Below are 16,212 nucleotides of genomic sequence, written 5' to 3'. Positions count from 1 at the left end.
CCCACCAGATGAACACCCGCCCCCGCCAGACACTCGGCTGGGCAACCCCAGCCGAGCGCCTGGACCACCTCATCGCCACCTGACGATTGCACTCACCCCTTGACCCCAAGCGGCGTGTCGTGACGCTAACTTCATGATCGACGCGATTGGGTCGGGTTGGGGTTGGGGTTGGGGGTAGTCGGGTGGGGAAAGACGTTGGGGTGTCGGTGAACGGTGGCGGGGCGGACGGTGCTGAGGTGAGTGGTCCTGGGGCTAGTGGTGCCGGGGTGAACGGTGCCGAGGTGGACGGTGCCGAGGTGGGAAGTGCGGCGGCCGCTGTCGTGCACCGGCTGGCCGAGCGGCACGAGACCCTGGCCACCGTCGAATCGCTCACCGGTGGGTCGCTCGCCGCTTCGATCGTGAACATCGCCGGGGTCAGCGGGGTCTACCGGGGTGGCCTCGTGGTCTACGCCACCGAGTTGAAGGCGACCCTGGCTGGCGTACCGGATGACCTGCTGTCCGAGCGAGGCCCGGTGGACCCGGAGGTCGCGGCGGCGCTCGCCGAGGGCGGCCGGCAGCGGTGCGGCGCGGACTGGGGGCTGGCCACCACCGGGGTCGCCGGCCCGGAACCGCAGGACGGGAAACCAGTGGGCCTGGTCTACGTCGCGGTCGCCGGCCCGAACGGCGGCGAGGTCCGCCAGCTCGACCTGGGCAGCGGGCGGGACCACGTCCGCGCGGGCGCGGTGGTCGAGGCGCTGCGGTTGCTCGCCGAGCGGCTGGCCGCCGCGAACTCATGAACGCCAGGGGCCGAAGCGGTCAGAGCCACCCAAGCCGACGCCACACGGGCGGCGGCGCGCCCCGGTGAGCCCGTCCCGGCGAACCGACGGGCGGGGCGGGATGTCGCCCGGGCCCGCAACGGGTACGGTTGCGGGAAGGCTCCGACGTTCGGGGTCGGCGCGGTCCGCCGCCGCCGGCCGCCCAGCGGCGGGCGCGAGGTATCCCTCAGGGGGAGGTGCGATGATCCTGCTACGCCGGGTGATCGGTGACGCACTGCGGGCGCGCCGGCAGGGCCAGCAGCGCACGCTGCGTGAGGTCTCCACCGCTGCCAACGTCAGCCTCGGCTACCTCTCCGAGATTGAGCGCGGGCACAAGGAACCGTCCAGCGAGCTGCTCGCCGCGATCTGCGACGCCCTCGGCGCCCGCCTCTCCGAGCTGCTGCTCGAGGTGAGCGACACAGTGGCGCTCGCCGAGCAGATGCCCGGGGTGCTCGTCTCGATGCAGGACGAGCCGGCCGACGCCGCAGCCAAGAGCACCAACCGGGGTGTCCGTCAGGTCACCTCCGACGGCAAGGTCGCTGTCTCGGTCCGCCAGGACTCGCCGCTCAAGGCCACTCTGCGCAGCACCCGCGTCCGCCCGACCGAGCGCGACCGGGACGTGGTCTGCGCGGCCTGAGCCGCCGATCCAGTTGACCATGGGCGGGCTGGCCCCGGCCGCGTAGGGTTGCTCGCAGGAGCCGCCGGTGCTGTCGACCGCCCGGTACGGATGCCTCGTTGGCGTTCTGCTGGGACGATGGAGACCGGCCGGTCACGGTCGGTCGGTTCAACCGGCCCGGCCGTGGTGGAGCGACGCTACTGAGGGGATACCACGGAGATGGCGAACCCGTTCGTCAAGGGTTGGAACTACCTGATGGCGCTCTTCGGTGCGAAGATCGACGAGCATGCCGATCCCAAGGTGCAGATCCAGCAGGCCATCGAGGATGCCCAGCGGCAGCACCAGGCGCTGGTTCAGCAGGCTGCCGCGGTGATCGGCAACCAGCGTCAGCTGGAGATGAAGCTGTCCCGGCAGATGTCCGAGGTCGAGCGGTTGCAGGGCAACGCCCGGCAGGCCCTGGTGCTCTCCGACCAGGCGCGGGCCAAGGGCGACGAGGCCGAGGCGGTGCGGTTCGAGCAGACCGCGCAGACGCTGGCCAGCCAGCTCGTCTCCGCCGAGCAGGCCACCGAGGACCTGAAGACCCTGCACGACCAGGCGCTGGGCGCCGCCGCCCAGGCCCGCCGAGCGGTCGAGAACAACTCGATGATCCTCCAGCAGAAGCTCGCCGAGCGCACCAAGCTGCTCAGCCAGCTGGAGCAGGCCAAGATGCAGGAGACGGTGGCCCGCTCGCTGGAGTCGATGTCGTCGCTGACCGCGCCCACCAACACCCCGTCGCTGGACGAGGTGCGCGACCGCATCGAGCGGCGGTACGCCAACGCGATGGGTCGCGCCGAACTGGCCGGCAACTCCGTCGAGGGCCGTATGTTGGAAATTCAGAAGGCCACGATCGACTCGGCCGGCTCCGCCCGGTTGGAGCAGATCCGGTCCAGCATGGCGGGGGAGCAGCTCGGCGGCGCTGCCCAACGACCGGCAGTGCCGCAGGCCGAGAAGACCGGCCCGGCCAACGACCCGACGGCCGCCGCCCGACTGGACGAGCTGCGTGCCAGCATGGCTCGCGAGCGGGGCACCGGCGACCCGACCGCCGCCGGCTGAACGACCGGATCGAGGGGGTCACTGTGGCAGACGAACGGACACGGTACTTCCGCAGGCTGGATCGGCTTCGCCGGTCGGCCCGACGGTGGAGCGTGCTGGCCGGTGGGCTCGGCGGCGCGGCGGTGGTGCTGACTCCGTACGCCGGCCTTGGTCTGCCCGACGCGGCCTGGGCCGGCGCCGCGGGCAGTGCGGTGGCGCTCGCCGCCTGGCGCTGGATCGACGTGCGCGCCCTGGCCGCCCAGCCGGCACCCCCCGCGCTCGACCCGGCCGAGGCAGCGGCCCGGTCGCGGGCCCGGTTGATCGCCGCCGTCGAGCGGCTGCCGGTCGGCCCGGGCGTGCTGGCCGAGGTGCGCCGGGTCCGCTCCCGGATCGCGCTGCGCGGCACCAGCGCCGGAGAGCAGTGGGCCCGACTGGACCGGGCGGCGCTCACCCTGGCCGGGATGGCCCCCCGGCTCACCGGGCTGGCCGAGCCGGCGGTGCTGGAGGCCGCCGCCGCCGACCGCTCGCTGCGCGATCTGGCCGCCCGGGTGGCCAGCGTCGAACGCGCGCTGCGGCTGGCGCCGGCCGACGCCCGGCCGCCGCTGGCCGAGGCGCACGCCGCGCTGACCGCCCAACTGGAGGGCGGGGTGGCGGCGTACGAACGGCTGGTGGTCGCCGCCGCCGGCTACCTGGCCGAGGACGCCCGACCGGAGACCGCCCACCCGGCGGCCGACCGGCTCACCGAGGCGACCGACCTGCTGCACGGGGTGGCCGGGGCCCTGGCCGAGCTGCGGGCCGTGGGCACCCCGCTGCGCGCCCCGACGCGCTGACGGCGCACGCCTGAGAGACCGCGCGCCGGCCCTGAGCCGGTCACTGTGGTGTCGTCACCAGGACCGGCAAGGTGTACGACGAGGTGCCGACGACGTTGAACGACCGGATCCGGTAGTGGTACGTCACTCCCCGGGCCAGCCCCGTGTTGGTGAAGCCGCGGCCGGTCACTGTGAAGGTGGCCGTCTCCTGCTCGAAGGCCGGGTCGAGGGCCCGCTGCACCGTGAACCCGGACCCCGGGCCGCCGGGTGTGCTCGCCTCCCAGGCCAGGGTCACCGTCGCGGTGTCCGGCCCCGGCGCGCTGGCGATGGCGCTCACCCCGTTGGGGGTTCCCGGCACGGGTGGCGATGTCACGGTGGCGACCGTCGACCACGCCGAGGCGGCGCCCAGGTAGGTGGTCCGCACCCGGTAGTAGTACGTGGTGTCCGGTGCCACTGCCGAGTCCAGATGGTTGTCGCCGACCCTGATCGCCGTGGTGCCCGGGCCGCTGGTGAACGTCGGGTTGGTGGCCCGCTGCACGTCGATGCCGGTGGCGAACGAGCGGTTCGTCCAGCGCAGCGCCACGCGCAGCGGCGCGGCCGGCGGGAGCGTCGCGACCAGACCGCTCGGCGCGGCCAGGTGCACCGAGGCGGGCACCCCGTTCGACCAGGACGAGTAGCTGACTGTGTTCTCCGCCCGGATCCGGTAGTGGTAGGTCACCCCGGGGGTGACTGTCGCGTCGGTGTAGCGGGTGGCGGCGGCCGCGACGGTGATCGTGGTGACGTCCCCGCCGAAGGTCGCGTCGGTGGCCCGTTGCAGCAGGTGGCTCGTGGCGGGGGGTCGCCCGCCGTTGCCGGTCCAGGTCAGCGCGATCGCGGGTAGCGCGGTGGCCGAGCCGGGCACCGGTGTGGCGGTCAGCCCGGTCGGTGCCGTCGGCGCCACCCGCAGCACCAGCGGTCGGCTCATCCCGCCGTCGCGGTGCCCGGCGAGTTGACTGTGCCAGCGGTACTCCCAGCCCAGGTTGACCAGCTGGTTGACCACAGTGGCCGGTCGTCCGTCGGCCGGGCTGACCGGCGTCGACCCGGTCCGCGCCCCGGCCGGGCGACAGGGGTCGAGCAGCCGGACGCTGTCACCCAGCTTGAACGGCAGCACCGGTGCGACCGGGCGCAGCGCCACCACCACGTCCTCCCGGGGGTTGACCCGGATGATCCCCTTCCAGCCCAGCTCCGTGCCGTGCGGGGGTCGCAGCGTGCCGTCCCAGCCAACCCGGTTGACCACCTGCACGTCGCAGCCGCCGACGTGCAACGGCTCGGTCTGCCGGACGTTGCCGCTGATCCGCCAGAGCTGCGTGCCGTCGGTGGGGACGCCCACCGGCACGGCGGGGTCGGTGGCGAAGAGCACCTCGGTGACCGGGTCGGTCGCGCCCAGCGGCAGCGTCGTCGGGTTGAGCGGCCCGGCGTGCGGGTGCCCGACGCCGAGTCGGCCCGCCAGCCGGCCGTGGCCCGGTTCGAAGATCTGCTGTGCGGCCTTGACCGCGATCGGCACTGTCACCGGGCCGGTGCCGGCCGTCGGCGTGAACGTCACAGTGGTGGCGTGCACCGGCACCGTCGTCTGCGCCGGGGTCCGGGTGCCGAACGCCGGGTCGTACGCCGGCTGCGGGACGATCGGTGGCCGTTGGCTGGCCGCGTACGCCAGGGGTAGCCGTTCGCGCAGTCGGCTCAGGTCGTACGGCGGCTCGGGCGTCCCGGTGACCCGGAACTGGAGCACGGTGCGGGTGTTCGGGCCGTACCCCGGTTCGGTGGGGGGTGGGCCACCCTCGGCGCTGCGGTCCGGGGCGTCGGTGTGCTGGTCGTAGCGGCTGTCGAAGCCGGGCAGCGGGGCCGGAGCGTCGTTGTACAGGATCAGCGTGCTGCCCGGTGGCATGGCGGAGAAGTCGACGAGCACGTCGGCCCGTTCGCCCGGGGCGAGCAGCACTGTGTGCCCATCGACGTTCAGCACCGTCGGGTCGAGCCGGTCGTAGCGGTAGCCGATCGGTCGGTTCGGCAGCACCACCGGCGCCGGCAGGAGGCCGGCCTCGTTGCCGATCTGGATGAACTCCGGGCCGGCGGCGCGTGGGTCCGGCACGCCGCCGTCGCGTCCGTCGGTCGGCCACCCCGCCGGACGGTCCGCCGCCCGCGCGGCGGGCACCATCGGCACCTCACCGGCGTCGGGGTCGGCGAGCGCCCCGTCGGCCGTCCACATCGCCGCGTCGGAGCACGCGCGGTAGAGCTGGAGGTTGAGACTGCGGTCCAGGCAGGCGTTGAGGATCCGGAACCGGTACGCGCGCGGCCGCACCTCCAGGTACGGGTAGGCGACGCCGTTGACGAGCGGGGTGTCGCCGAACGCCTCGGGAACGGCCGACGGGTGCGGTACGCCGGGGCTCAACGGCGGCTCGTCCGGCGCGCCGACCGGGTCGTGGTACGGGTTCGGCACCCAGCCGTCGGCGCGGGTGTCGTCCGGGGCGCAGTTGTGGGACCAGGGTCCGTAGTCCCACCGGCCGGTGGGGTTGCGTCCGCCGGAGGAGTACGGGTTCTGCCGGGGTTGGTAGACGTGCGGGTGCCAGAGGCTGCCCCGGGCGCCCCAGCGTTCCCGGTCCCAGGTCGGGTCCTCGGCGGCGAGTTGGGTGTCGTCCGGAACGAACGTCTTGTCCTCGATCACCAGGGGTACCTGGTCGGCCGGCAGCACGGCGTCGGCGACGAGCTGGTCCTCGGCCGGGTCGGTGAGCAGGTAGAGCGCGAGCTGTCCGCCGTAGACGGTGAGCCGGGCCAGGCCGAGGGTGTTGTCGTGGAACCACAGCAGCCGGCCGCTCTGCTCGTTCGGGAAGTAGAGCGTGGTGGCCCCGGCGCCGGGCGCCGGCATGTCCGGCACGTGGGCCAGGCCGGGCCCGGTCGGGTACGGGGTGATCTCCCCGGCCGGGGTGATCCACTGCCCCGGATTGCCCGCGCTGGTCCAGCCGGTCTGCGCACCGGCCAGGTGCAGCACGGCCCGGTTCTGCGGGTAGGGCGCCGGTCCGTCCAGGGGGCCCAGGCCAGCCCCCTCGATGGTGTCGTCGACAGGCAGGAACAACTCGCCGGCCCGACCGGTGGGGAGCTGGTTGATGAACTTCACCCGGACCGGTCGACCCCGACGGGCGCGGATCATCGGCCCGAGGTGCCACTGTCGCTCCGGAGGCGCCACAGTGTTGTGTCCGGCGGGGTCGGTGCCCAGGTTGAGCTGCCGGTAGCCGCGCAGTCGGGTGGCCGGCAGGTCCCGGTGCAGCCGCTGGGCGTACTCCTGGAGGCCGATCTCGTAGTAGTCGCAGCCCGGATAGCTGATGGTGTCCGGCACCGCAACCGGCAGGTGGCTGCCGAGATCGCCGCGGCCCGGCTGGCCCGGGAGGGGCAGTGGGTCGACGAACTTGCGCAGCCCGGTCCCGGCCGCCACCTGTCCGTCGGGGTCCCGGGTCGGGCGAGGGCTGTGGGCGAAGTTCGGCACCGGGCCGAAGTAGCGGGGCACGACGGCCGGGTCCAGGCTCGGCGTGACAACGGCCTCCTCGGCGGTACGCGCGGCCGGCACGGACGCCGCCCGGCCGTCGGCGTCGGTGGTGGTCCGCTCGAAGAAGGTGGAGCGGAGTCTGCGGAACATCGCCATGACTCTCCCCGGTTCGGGGGCGCGAGGCCCGCCACCCCGGCGTGGGGGACCTCGACACTCTGCTGACGGTCGGTGAGCGCTCAACCGCAGCATGCGACTCTGACGGCCGGTTAGGAATTACCCAATCGTCCGTTTCTGCCATGTGTCCCGTCTGGCGAGAGCCTGGTCAGCCGGATGACGACGAACCGGGGCGCTCGGGCTGGCAGACCGGGCACCAGTAGGTGACCCGCTCGCCCAGCTCCTCCTTGCGGATGGCGGTGCCGCAGCGGCGACAGGGCTGGGCGCGGCGGCCGTACACGTAGCTGGTCTGCCCCCGGTGCAACGAGCCGGTGCTGCTCTGCGTCCACCGGCCCCGGTTGGCGGCCAGCAGCCGCTGTGCGAGGGCCACCATTCCCGGCAGGTCGGGCACCCCGCCGACCGGGGTCCACGGTGACACGCCCCGCAGGAACAGCACCTCGCACTTGTAGAGGTTGCCCACGCCGGCCAGGTTGCGCTGGTCGAGCAGCGCCTCGCCGATGGTCTGCTCCGGGTGGTCGGCGAGCCGGCGGACCGCCTCGGCCGGGTCCCAGTCCGAGCCGAGCAGGTCGGGGCCGAGGTGGCCGACCAGTTGGTCCTCCTCGGCGGTCGGCACCAGGGTCAGGTCGTGCAGGTGGTAGCCGACCGCGACGGCGCCGGGGCTGCGTAGCACCACCCGGATCAGGTGCGCGGGTCGGCCGCTCCAGCGTTCCCCCGGGGCGTACGCCCGCCAGGCGCCGTCCATCCGCAGGTGGGAGTGCAGGGTCCAGTGCTCCTCGGTCGGGGCGTCGAGCCGCAGCAGCAGGTGCTTGCCCCGGCTGGCCGACTCGCGGACGGTCCAGTCGGTGAGGTCCGTGGTCGCCAGCTGCGGCACCCGGAAGTCGCTGCCGGTGATCCGTGCGCCGGCCAGCGCGCGGTGCAGCACGCGCGCGGTGTTCCAGACGGTGTCGCCTTCGGGCACCCTGCCATCCTCCCTCTTTCGAGCAAGATTCGCATGTGTCGCCATTTGTACTCAGGTTCCTCATGATCTCCCGACATGCGAAGGTCAGGGGGTTCTGAGGAGAATGCCCATGACGCGACCCCGTTGTCGTATCCCATCCGTCGCCCTCATCGCCACCCTCGCCCTCCTGCTCACCGCAGCGCTCCTACCCGTCGGCTCTGTCCCGGCCGCACCCGGCGGCGCCCCCATTACCCTCGTCGCCGCCGCACCCGGCGACGAACTGTGGAGCGCCGACCTCACCATCGTCGACCGCGACGATGTCAACGTCCGGCGCACCGCCGCCGGCCTACGCCTGCGGGAGGCCCGGTCCACCGGGCGCGGCGCGCGCAGCCCGCACAGCGCGGTCGCCGAGGGGATGCTGCTGACCGCTCCCCGCACCCTCGCCCGGCCGGCCACCCGGGTCCGCGCCGACATCAACGCCGCGGTTCCCGCAGGGGCGACAGTGGAGGCGCAGGTCCGCGGCTGGCGGACCGCCGGCTGGACGGAGTGGCGGGCGGCCACCACCGGTGCGGTCTTCGACCGACCGGTCACCCGGGTGCAGACCCGGGTGGTGCTCACCGCCCCCGATGGTGGCGCCACGGCGACGGTACGGGGTGTGCAGCTCGCCGCCGACGCGAACGCCGCCGTCTCCGCCGCCACGCCCGGCCGCACCTACCGGGTGTACGCCACCCGCATCGGACTGGTCGGCGAGCTGACCGCCAACGGCCGTACCGTGCAACCCCGGGACCACTTCGCGGCGCTGCCGTCGCGGCGGGGTCTCTCCCCGCTCAACACCGGCGACTACACGGTGCGGGTCTGCACCACCAACGGCTCCCGCTGCGAGTACGCCCCGGTCTGGGACGTCGGGCCGTGGAACACCCGCGACGACTACTGGAACCCCTCCTCGGTCCGGGAGAACTGGAAGAACCTGCCGCAGGGCCGGCCCGAGGCGCAGGCCGCGTACCAGTCCGGCTACAACGGCGGACGGGACCAGTTCGGGCGGACCGTGCTCAACCCGGCCGGCATCGACCTGGCCGACGGCACGTTCTGGGATGGGCTGCGACTGACCACCAACGCCTGGGTGGACGTCGCCTATCTGTGGACCGGAGGCGGGCCGCGTGGCGTGGTCGGTGACGGACCGCTCAACATCCGTACCGGGGCCAGCACGTCGTACGGGACCCGTGGCCTCGCCGCCCGGCTGGCCCACGTGCCGATCCAGTGCTACGTCACCGGTCAGTCGGTCGCCGGCCCCTACCGGACCACCACCCGCTGGAACCGTCTGGCCAGCGGGCAGTACGTCAGCCACGCGTACATCTCCAGCGTGTACGGCGGCAGCGTGCCCGTCTGCTGAGCCACGCTCGCCCCGTCGGGCGCCCCGTCAGGGTCAGGGGCGCTCGTCGGGGCGAGCCGTACGCACCATGTCCTGGTAGCGCGGGTGGCTGGCACCGTAGACGGCGTAGTTGAGGCGGGCGTGCGTGAGGCTCAGGTCGCCGTTGGGGCCGCCCCGGACGGCGTCGGCGTCGGCGTCGGTCTGGCCGTCGTCGGTCCAGAAACAGACGGGGCAGGTCCCCCCGCCGGTCCGTGACGCACAGCAGGGACAGCCCACAGGAACCACATGCTCACCCACCGGAGAAGCATTCCACAGTCGAACATCAGCCCGATACCCGCAGGAGGTCCCCCGGGGAGGCCGCGAGGAGGTCCGCGGCCCGCCCGCCGTTGACAGCTACCGCTACCAGGCCGGCCGAATCGACGTACGCCACCAGGCCGCCGGCCGGGGCGTCGCCGAAGGTCCGCCCGCGCACCGCCGCGAGGGCCGCCGCCGGTGCGAAGACGTCCCGGCCGTGGAACGTGGTGGACACCCGGGCGGCCAGCCAGCGCGGCTCGGTCAACTCGACCGCGTCGGTCACCCCACCGAGCGCGGTGGCCGCGTCCAGCAGCAACCCGTTGTCCGGACCGACCAGCAACCCACCCGGGGTGGCCAGCGCGACGCCCCGTCGGGCGGTGCCCACGCCCGGATCGACCACCGCCACGTGCACTCCCACCGGCAGGTACGGCACCGTCTGTAGTCGGTGGTCAGCGAGATCCAGGGCACTGCGGACATGTCCGCAGGCTAGTAGAACCGCCGGTGCTGGCGGATACGGGACAGCGCAGTGGCCGACCGGCCCCTCCCGCCGACGGGGGGCGTTGGGCAGACTGCCCTGGTGACAACTCGGAACCTCCCCGCAGTCGGAATCCTGCTGGTCGCCGTCGCCCTCAGCGCCGGTTGTGGCAGTGACGACGACGGCAGCCCGAACGCGACCCCATCCGTCTCGTCCGAGGCGGCCCCGACCGGCCTGCCGACGCCCCAAGCCACACCCGGTGCCGACGGCGCGACCCCGCCGTCCGCCGCCGCACAGGGCACGACGCAGCGACGGCCGTCCAGCCCGCCGCCGGTGGTGCTGCCCAAGCGCCCGGCCAGTGCGCCTGGCGCGAAGAAGGTCATCGAGGCGTTCCGCGCCGCCGGCCTGAAGGTGTCGCACCCGAAGGACCGCTCGGTCGACTGTGGGCCGGACGGCCTCGGCCTGGGCTGTTCCGAGCTGATGGCCACCGACGCCGTCACCGTCTACGTCTTTCCGGACGAGACCAGCGCCAGCGACATCGCGGAGACCTGGGGCGGCCAGTCGTACCAGCGCGGCGCTGTGGTGCTGAACTACCTGGAGGCGAAGACCCCGGCCGCCGATCGCCCGCGCTACGAGAAGGTCCTCAACGGTCTGGGCTGAGCGCCGGGCCTGGCATCCGCGGGGCCGGAAGCATGTCGTGCTTTCGCGCGTGATGCCGGTGAGTCATCTTGATGACTCACAGGCATCACGCTCAAAGAGATAAACGCCCACAGACGCTGGCCGGGCGGCCCGGCGGGCGGGAGTCCCGCCTACGGCGGGTGGGGCGGGTCAGCCGCGCAGGCGCAGGCCGCGGGGGGTGGCCCGGAAGCCGGCGGCGGTCAGCGCGTCCCGCAGCGGCGACGAGTGCACCGCCTCGCCGTCGGCCCGCTCCACCGACATCGCTCCCAACGCCCCCGAGTGGACGGCGTCGGCGAGCGCCTTGCCGGCCGCGGCGAGCGTGTCGGTGTCGTCGGTGAAGGAGAGCAGCGTCCGGCCGCCGCGTTCGACGTAGAGGACGAGGTCGCCGCCGACCTGCACCACCAGGGCGCCCGCCTTGCGGCCGGCCCGGTGCCCGGTCGCCGGGGTGGCCCCGTCGCCGGAGTCGATCACCCGTTCCGGCCAGGGCAGCGCCGCACCGTACGGGTTCGCCGGGTCGGTAGCGGCGAGCACAGTGGCCGCGGCGCCCCGACCCCGGGCACCGTCGGTCGGCTCGGCCAGCGCGCGCAGCCGGTCCACCGCACCGGGTACGGCGAACTGCGCCGCCCCGAGCCCTTCGACGAAGTAACCACGGCGGGCCGCCCCGCGCTCCTCCAGCGCCGACAGCACCGGGTAGACCGCCGAGAACCCGCCAACCACCTGCTCGGCCATCACCGCGCCCCGGGTGACCACCCCGTGCCGCTCCAACAGCAGGTCGGCGAGCGCGGCGGCCCGCCGGGTCGGGTCGAGGTCCCGCTCCGGGAGACGTGACCAGCGGCCGGCGACCGTCGGCGGGCCACCCCGGGTCGGCAGCGCCACCCGACCGGGCCGCCGGTAACGGGTGCGGGGCGCGGACGGCCGGGAGCGGTGCGCACCGCCGGCGCCGAGCACCGCGCGCAGCGGGGCGAGGGTGTCGTTGCTGAGGTGCCCGGCCCAGACCAGGTCCCAGATCACCGCGGTCAGCGCGGCGTCGTCGGTCGAGCCGACCCGGTCGGCCAGCGGGCGGAAGAACAGCGCCTGCCCGTCGCCGAGCGCGTCGAGCACCGCGTCGTGCAGCGGAGTGCGGGTCAACGCCTCGTCCGGCGGCGGCAGCAGCAGCGGCGCGGCGTCCGCGTACGCCAGGGTGACCCAGCCGTCGCCCCCGGAGATCGCGCCCGACCCCGCCCAGAGCACCTCCCCGCTGGCGCACAGCTCGTCGAGCTGGGCGGGGGAGTAGTCCGCGACCCGGGCGGGCAGCACCAACCGCTCCAGGGCGGACGCCGGCACCGCGGTGCCCTGCAACTGCTCCACAGTGGCGGCGAGCGCCCCCACACCTCGGGCGGACGAGCCGACCTGCTGCCAGCGGGGCAGGAACGTCGCCAGCGCCCGGGGCGGCACCGGCTCGATCTCCCGGCGCAGCGCCGCGAGGGAGCGGCGGCGCAGCATCCGCAGCACCTCGGCGTCGCACCACTGGGCGCCGGCCGACTCCGGGGTGAACTCCCCGGAGACCACCCGCCCGGTGGCGCCGAGCCGGCGCAGTGCCTGCTCGACGACGAACACGCCGAGCCCGAACCGGGCCGCACAGCTGGCAGCGGCGAACGGGCCGTGGGTGCGGGCGTAGCGGGCCACCAGGTCACCGAGCGGATCGGCCACCGGGGCGAGGTATGCCTCGGCCACCCCCATCGGCAGCGCCACGCCGAGGGCGTCGCGCAGGCGGGCGGCGTCCTCGACGCCCACCCAACGCTGCTCGCCCGCGATCCGGACCCGCAGCACCCGGCGGGTGGCCTCCAGCTCGCTGAGCCACGTCTCCGGCACCCCCCGCTCGGTCAACTCGGCGTCGCTCAGGTCACCGAGCACCCGCAGCAGCTCGACGACGTCCTCGGCGTCGCGGGGGCGGCGCTGCTCGGTCAGCCACCGCAGCTGCCGGTCGGTCTCGGTGAGCACCGCCGGGTCGAGCAACTCCCGCAGGTCGACCCGGCCGAGCAACTCGCCGAGGAGCGTGGAGTCGAGGGCGAGCGCTGCGGCGCGGCGCTCGGCCAGCGGGGCGTCGCCCTCATAGAGGAACGCGCCGACATAGCCGAAGAGCAGCGACCGCGCGAACGGCGACGGCGCACTGGTCTCCACCTCGACCAGTCGCACCTTGCGGGTGGCCAGGTCGCGCATCAGCCCGGCCAGCGCCGGCTGGTCGAAGACGTCCTGGAGGCACTCCCGGGCGGCCTCCAGGGTGACCGGGAAGTCCGCGTACTCGCGGGCGACGTCGAGCAGTTGCGCGGCGCGTTGCCGTTGCTGCCAGAGCGGTTGACGGCGGCGCGGGTCGCGGCGCGGCAGCAGCAGGGACCGGGCGGCGCACTCCCGGAAACGGGCGGCGAAGAGGGCGGAGGTGCCGACCGACTCCTCCACGAGTTGGGTGATCTCGTCGGGCTCGAAGACCACCACGTCGGCGCCGGGAGGCTCGTCGGCGGTGTCCGGAAGTCGCACCACGATGCCGTCGTCGGAGGGCATCACCTGGGCGTCCACCCCGTACCGCTCGGCCAGCCGGCGGCCCACCGCGAGGGCCCAGGGTCCGTTGACCCGGGCACCGAGCACGCTGTGCACGGCCAGCCGCCAGTCACCCAACTCGTCGCGGAACCGCTCGACCACGACAGTGCGATCGTCGGGCAGCGAGCGGGTGGCCTCCCGCTGCTCGCGCAGGTAGGCCATCAGGTTGCCGGCGGCCCAGTCGTCCAGCCCACCGTCGCGCAGCGCGGCCAGTGCCGCCTCGTCGGTCTGGCGCAGCAGGGTGCGCACCCGGGCGCCGATGGCCCGGCCCAGCTCCACCGGCCGACCCAGCTGGTCGCCCTTCCAGAACGGCATGCGCGCGGCCTGCCCCGGGGCGGGCGAGACCAGCACCCGGTCGGGAGTGATCTCCTCGATGCGCCAGGAGGACGAGCCGAGCAGGAAGACGTCGCCGACCCGGGACTCGTAGACCATCTCCTCGTCCAGCTCGCCGACCCGGGCGGCCCGCTCGGCGCCGGCCAGGAAGACCCCGAACAGGCCCCGGTCGGGGATCGTTCCGCCGCTGGTCACCGCGAGGCGTTGCGCTCCCTGGCGGCCGGTGAGCACGTCGGTGGCTCGGTCCCAGACCAGGCGGGGGCGCAGCTCGGCGAACGCCGTGGACGGGTAGCGGCCGGAGAGCATGTCGAGCACGGCGTGCAGCGCCGAGTCGGGCAGCTCGGCGAAGGGCGCGGCCCGGCGGACCAGCACGGCCAGGTCGCCGAGTGGCCACGGCTCCAGCGCCACCATCGCGACGATCTGCTGGGCCAGCACGTCCAGCGGGTTGCGCGGGTAGTGCAGCTCCTCGATGGCACCGGCGGTCATCCGCTCGGCGACCACCGCGCAGGACAGCAGGTCGCCGCGGTGCTTGGGGAAGACCACCCCCCGCGAGACGGCGCCCACCTGGTGCCCGGCCCGGCCGACGCGTTGCAGGCCGGCGGCCACGCTGGGCGGCGCCTCGATCTGCACCACCAGGTCGACAGCACCCATGTCGATGCCCAGCTCCAGGCTGGAGGTGGCCACCACCGCCGGGAGCTGACCGGACTTGAGCGCCTCCTCGATGTGCTTGCGCTCCTCCCGGGAGACGCTGCCGTGGTGGGCGCGGGCGATCACGGGCGCCGCGCCGGCGGCCGCGCCGGACTGGGCCATCACCTCGGCAGGCGGCCGGTTGCGCAGCGGACCGGCGGGGCCACCCCACCGCTGCGCGCCGGACGCCGGGCCGTCGTCACCCGCCGACTCGTCGCCGGCCGGCAACCCCTCCGGTACGCCGATCGCGCCCTCGTTCGACGCGGACGCGGCCACCGCCTCGGCGGCCAGCTCGTTGAGCCGGGCGCAGAGGCGCTCGGCACTGCGGCGGGAGTTGGTGAAGACGATTGTCGAGCGGTGCTGCCCGATGAGGGTGAAGACCCGCTCCTCCACTGCCGGCCAGATCGACGCCCGACGCGGCCCGGGCCCGCCGAGGTCGTCCTCCGGTGGCTGCTCCTGCTCGTCCAGGCGGGTCATGTCCTCCACCGGGACCTGCACGCTGACCTCGATGGTCTTCGGCGTGGCCGGCTGCACCACGTCGACCGGGCGGGCGCCGCCGAGGAACTGCGCGCAGGCGTCGATCGGCCGGACGGTGGCCGAGAGGCCGATGCGCTGCGCCGGGGCGGGCAGCAGCTCGTCGAGGCGTTCGAGGGAGAGGGCGAGGTGGGCGCCGCGTTTGCTGCCGGCCACCGCGTGCACCTCGTCGACGATCACCGTCTGGACGCCGCGCAGCGAGTCGCGAGCCGCGGACGTGAGCAGCAGGAACAGCGACTCGGGCGTGGTGATGAGGATGTCCGGTGGGGTGCGGGCGAAGGCTCGTCGCTCGTCGGCGGGCGTGTCGCCGGTGCGCATGCCGACGGTGATGTCGGGCGGTGCGACGCCCAGCCGGGTGGCCGCCTGCCGGATGCCGGCCAGCGGGGCGCGCAGGTTGCGCTCGACGTCGACGGCGAGGGCCTTGAGCGGGCTGACGTAGAGCACGCGGCACCGCTGGCGGGCCTCGGCCGGCGCCGGCTCGCGGGCGAGTCGGTCCAGTGACCAGAGGAAGGCCGCGAGCGTCTTGCCCGAGCCGGTGGGCGCCACCACGAGCGCGTTGCGGCCGGCGGCGACCGACCGCCAGGCGCCGGTCTGCGCGGCGGTCGGTGCGGCGAAGGCGTTGTCGAACCAGGCGCGGGTGGCCGGGCCGAACCCGGCGAGCACCGCGCTGGCGTCTGCGTCTGCCCCGGTCACCGGTCCATGGTGCCCCGCCGGTCCGACATCCACGAGTGATCTCACGACGGAATGGGCCAGCAAAAGGCAAAAAGCGTGGAACGTGCGCTTAATACGTTAAGTCTCACTTAACTGCTTGCTTCTAAGGAGCAACATAAAGTAACTTCACTCGCAACGCGAACCGGGGTGAGGGGATTTGATGGCCGGCGAGCAGCGCACCGTCGAACCGGGCACCGACGTGCTGATTCGCAAGGTCGACGGCCACCTCGCCGCGCTCCGCGCCGGTCTGCACGGCCCCGAGCTGGAGCTCGCCGAACGCCTCGCCCGCTGCCTGCGCGAGCTGGTCCTCTGCACCGCCCAGGCCAGCGCCGCCGACCGGGGTCAGGTCCGCGTCGCCGTCCACTACTTCGTGTTGCGTCGCGAGAGCCGTGGCCGCCTGCTATCGGTGCGGTCGCTGACCGCCGCCGAGCGGGTGGTCGACCGCGTCGCCCGCCAGCTCGGCCGCACCGATCTGCTGGCCGAGCTGCGCCGCGACCGCCCCACACCCGACGACGCGCAGACCCTCGACAACGCCCTGCTGCGCTGACGACGTTCAGCCCTCCCCTCCCGCGTTGATCAAGAGGTTTGCGTCAGGAACGCCGGCCCGGATGACGCAAACCTCTTGATCAACGGCGTGAGGTTGGG

At 74.0% G+C, this 16,212-nt stretch carries 11 protein-coding genes and 1 pseudogene; 7 read left to right on the top strand and 5 right to left on the bottom strand.

Annotated elements, in window-relative coordinates:
• Nucleotides 1–266 precede the first annotated feature (266 nt).
• The 4 genes from NIE79_RS30495 to pspM all read left to right on the top strand — a co-directional run bounded on the left by NIE79_RS30495 (nucleotide 267) and on the right by pspM (nucleotide 3,311).
• Entirely contained in the window at nucleotides 267–776 is a 510-nt protein-coding gene (locus NIE79_RS30495) for a CinA family protein (RefSeq protein WP_238681857.1), read from the top strand.
• A 220-nt stretch (nucleotides 777–996) separates the two neighbouring features.
• On the top strand, nucleotides 997–1,431 hold the full coding sequence (locus tag NIE79_RS30490) for a helix-turn-helix domain-containing protein (RefSeq protein ID WP_030489447.1): 435 nt from the start codon (nucleotides 997–999) through the stop codon (nucleotides 1,429–1,431).
• Between the two features lie 198 nt (nucleotides 1,432–1,629).
• Entirely contained in the window at nucleotides 1,630–2,502 is an 873-nt protein-coding gene (locus NIE79_RS30485; protein ID WP_238681856.1) for a PspA/IM30 family protein, read from the top strand.
• A gap of 23 nt (nucleotides 2,503–2,525) precedes the next feature.
• Complete coding sequence (gene pspM, locus NIE79_RS30480; RefSeq protein WP_238681855.1) at nucleotides 2,526–3,311, top strand: phage shock envelope stress response protein PspM; 786 nt, start codon at nucleotides 2,526–2,528, stop codon at nucleotides 3,309–3,311.
• Nucleotides 3,312–3,351: 40 nt separating this feature from the next.
• On the opposite strand, the gene NIE79_RS30475 is transcribed toward pspM, so the two are convergent.
• Together NIE79_RS30475 and NIE79_RS30470 are read right to left on the bottom strand one after the other, a co-directional pair.
• Nucleotides 3,352–6,957, bottom strand: a complete 3,606-nt coding sequence (locus NIE79_RS30475) for a hypothetical protein (RefSeq protein WP_238681854.1) — start codon at nucleotides 6,955–6,957, stop codon at nucleotides 3,352–3,354.
• 166 nt (nucleotides 6,958–7,123) lie between these two features.
• The gene (locus NIE79_RS30470; RefSeq protein ID WP_238681853.1) at nucleotides 7,124–7,933 is read right to left on the bottom strand and encodes a DNA-formamidopyrimidine glycosylase family protein; all 810 of its coding nucleotides are present in this window, start codon (nucleotides 7,931–7,933) and stop codon (nucleotides 7,124–7,126) included.
• Nucleotides 7,934–8,042: 109 nt separating this feature from the next.
• Between NIE79_RS30470 and NIE79_RS30465 the strand changes: the two genes are divergently transcribed.
• A complete protein-coding gene (locus tag NIE79_RS30465; protein ID WP_238681852.1) occupies nucleotides 8,043–9,302 on the top strand; it encodes a DUF8814 domain-containing protein in 1,260 nt (419 codons plus the stop codon).
• A gap of 33 nt (nucleotides 9,303–9,335) precedes the next feature.
• Here NIE79_RS30465 and NIE79_RS30460 read toward each other — a convergent pair whose 3' ends face one another.
• Together NIE79_RS30460 and NIE79_RS30455 are read right to left on the bottom strand one after the other, a co-directional pair.
• A complete protein-coding gene (locus NIE79_RS30460; RefSeq protein WP_238671784.1) occupies nucleotides 9,336–9,578 on the bottom strand; it encodes a CPCC family cysteine-rich protein in 243 nt (80 codons plus the stop codon).
• Nucleotides 9,579–9,603: 25 nt separating this feature from the next.
• Nucleotides 9,604–10,173, bottom strand: a pseudogene (locus tag NIE79_RS30455) (SAM hydrolase/SAM-dependent halogenase family protein); the annotation flags it as partial.
• Here NIE79_RS30455 and NIE79_RS30450 point away from each other — a divergent pair.
• On the top strand, nucleotides 10,153–10,710 hold the full coding sequence (locus NIE79_RS30450) for a hypothetical protein (RefSeq protein ID WP_238681861.1): 558 nt from the start codon (nucleotides 10,153–10,155) through the stop codon (nucleotides 10,708–10,710). The pseudogene NIE79_RS30455 and the gene NIE79_RS30450 overlap by 21 nt on opposite strands.
• Before the next feature lie 168 nt (nucleotides 10,711–10,878).
• On the opposite strand, the gene NIE79_RS30445 is transcribed toward NIE79_RS30450, so the two are convergent.
• The gene (locus tag NIE79_RS30445; protein ID WP_238681851.1) at nucleotides 10,879–15,549 is read right to left on the bottom strand and encodes an Lhr family helicase; all 4,671 of its coding nucleotides are present in this window, start codon (nucleotides 15,547–15,549) and stop codon (nucleotides 10,879–10,881) included.
• Between the two features lie 178 nt (nucleotides 15,550–15,727).
• Here NIE79_RS30445 and NIE79_RS30440 point away from each other — a divergent pair, with 178 nt between their 5' ends.
• Complete coding sequence (locus NIE79_RS30440) at nucleotides 15,728–16,114, top strand: hypothetical protein (RefSeq protein WP_238681850.1); 387 nt, start codon at nucleotides 15,728–15,730, stop codon at nucleotides 16,112–16,114.
• The last annotated feature ends 98 nt before the right edge of the window (nucleotides 16,115–16,212 follow it).

This window comes from Micromonospora trifolii, assembly GCF_022229005.1.
In the GTDB taxonomy this organism is placed as follows: domain Bacteria; phylum Actinomycetota; class Actinomycetes; order Mycobacteriales; family Micromonosporaceae; genus Micromonospora; species Micromonospora trifolii.
This window is presented reverse-complemented; position numbering and strand designations above follow the sequence as displayed.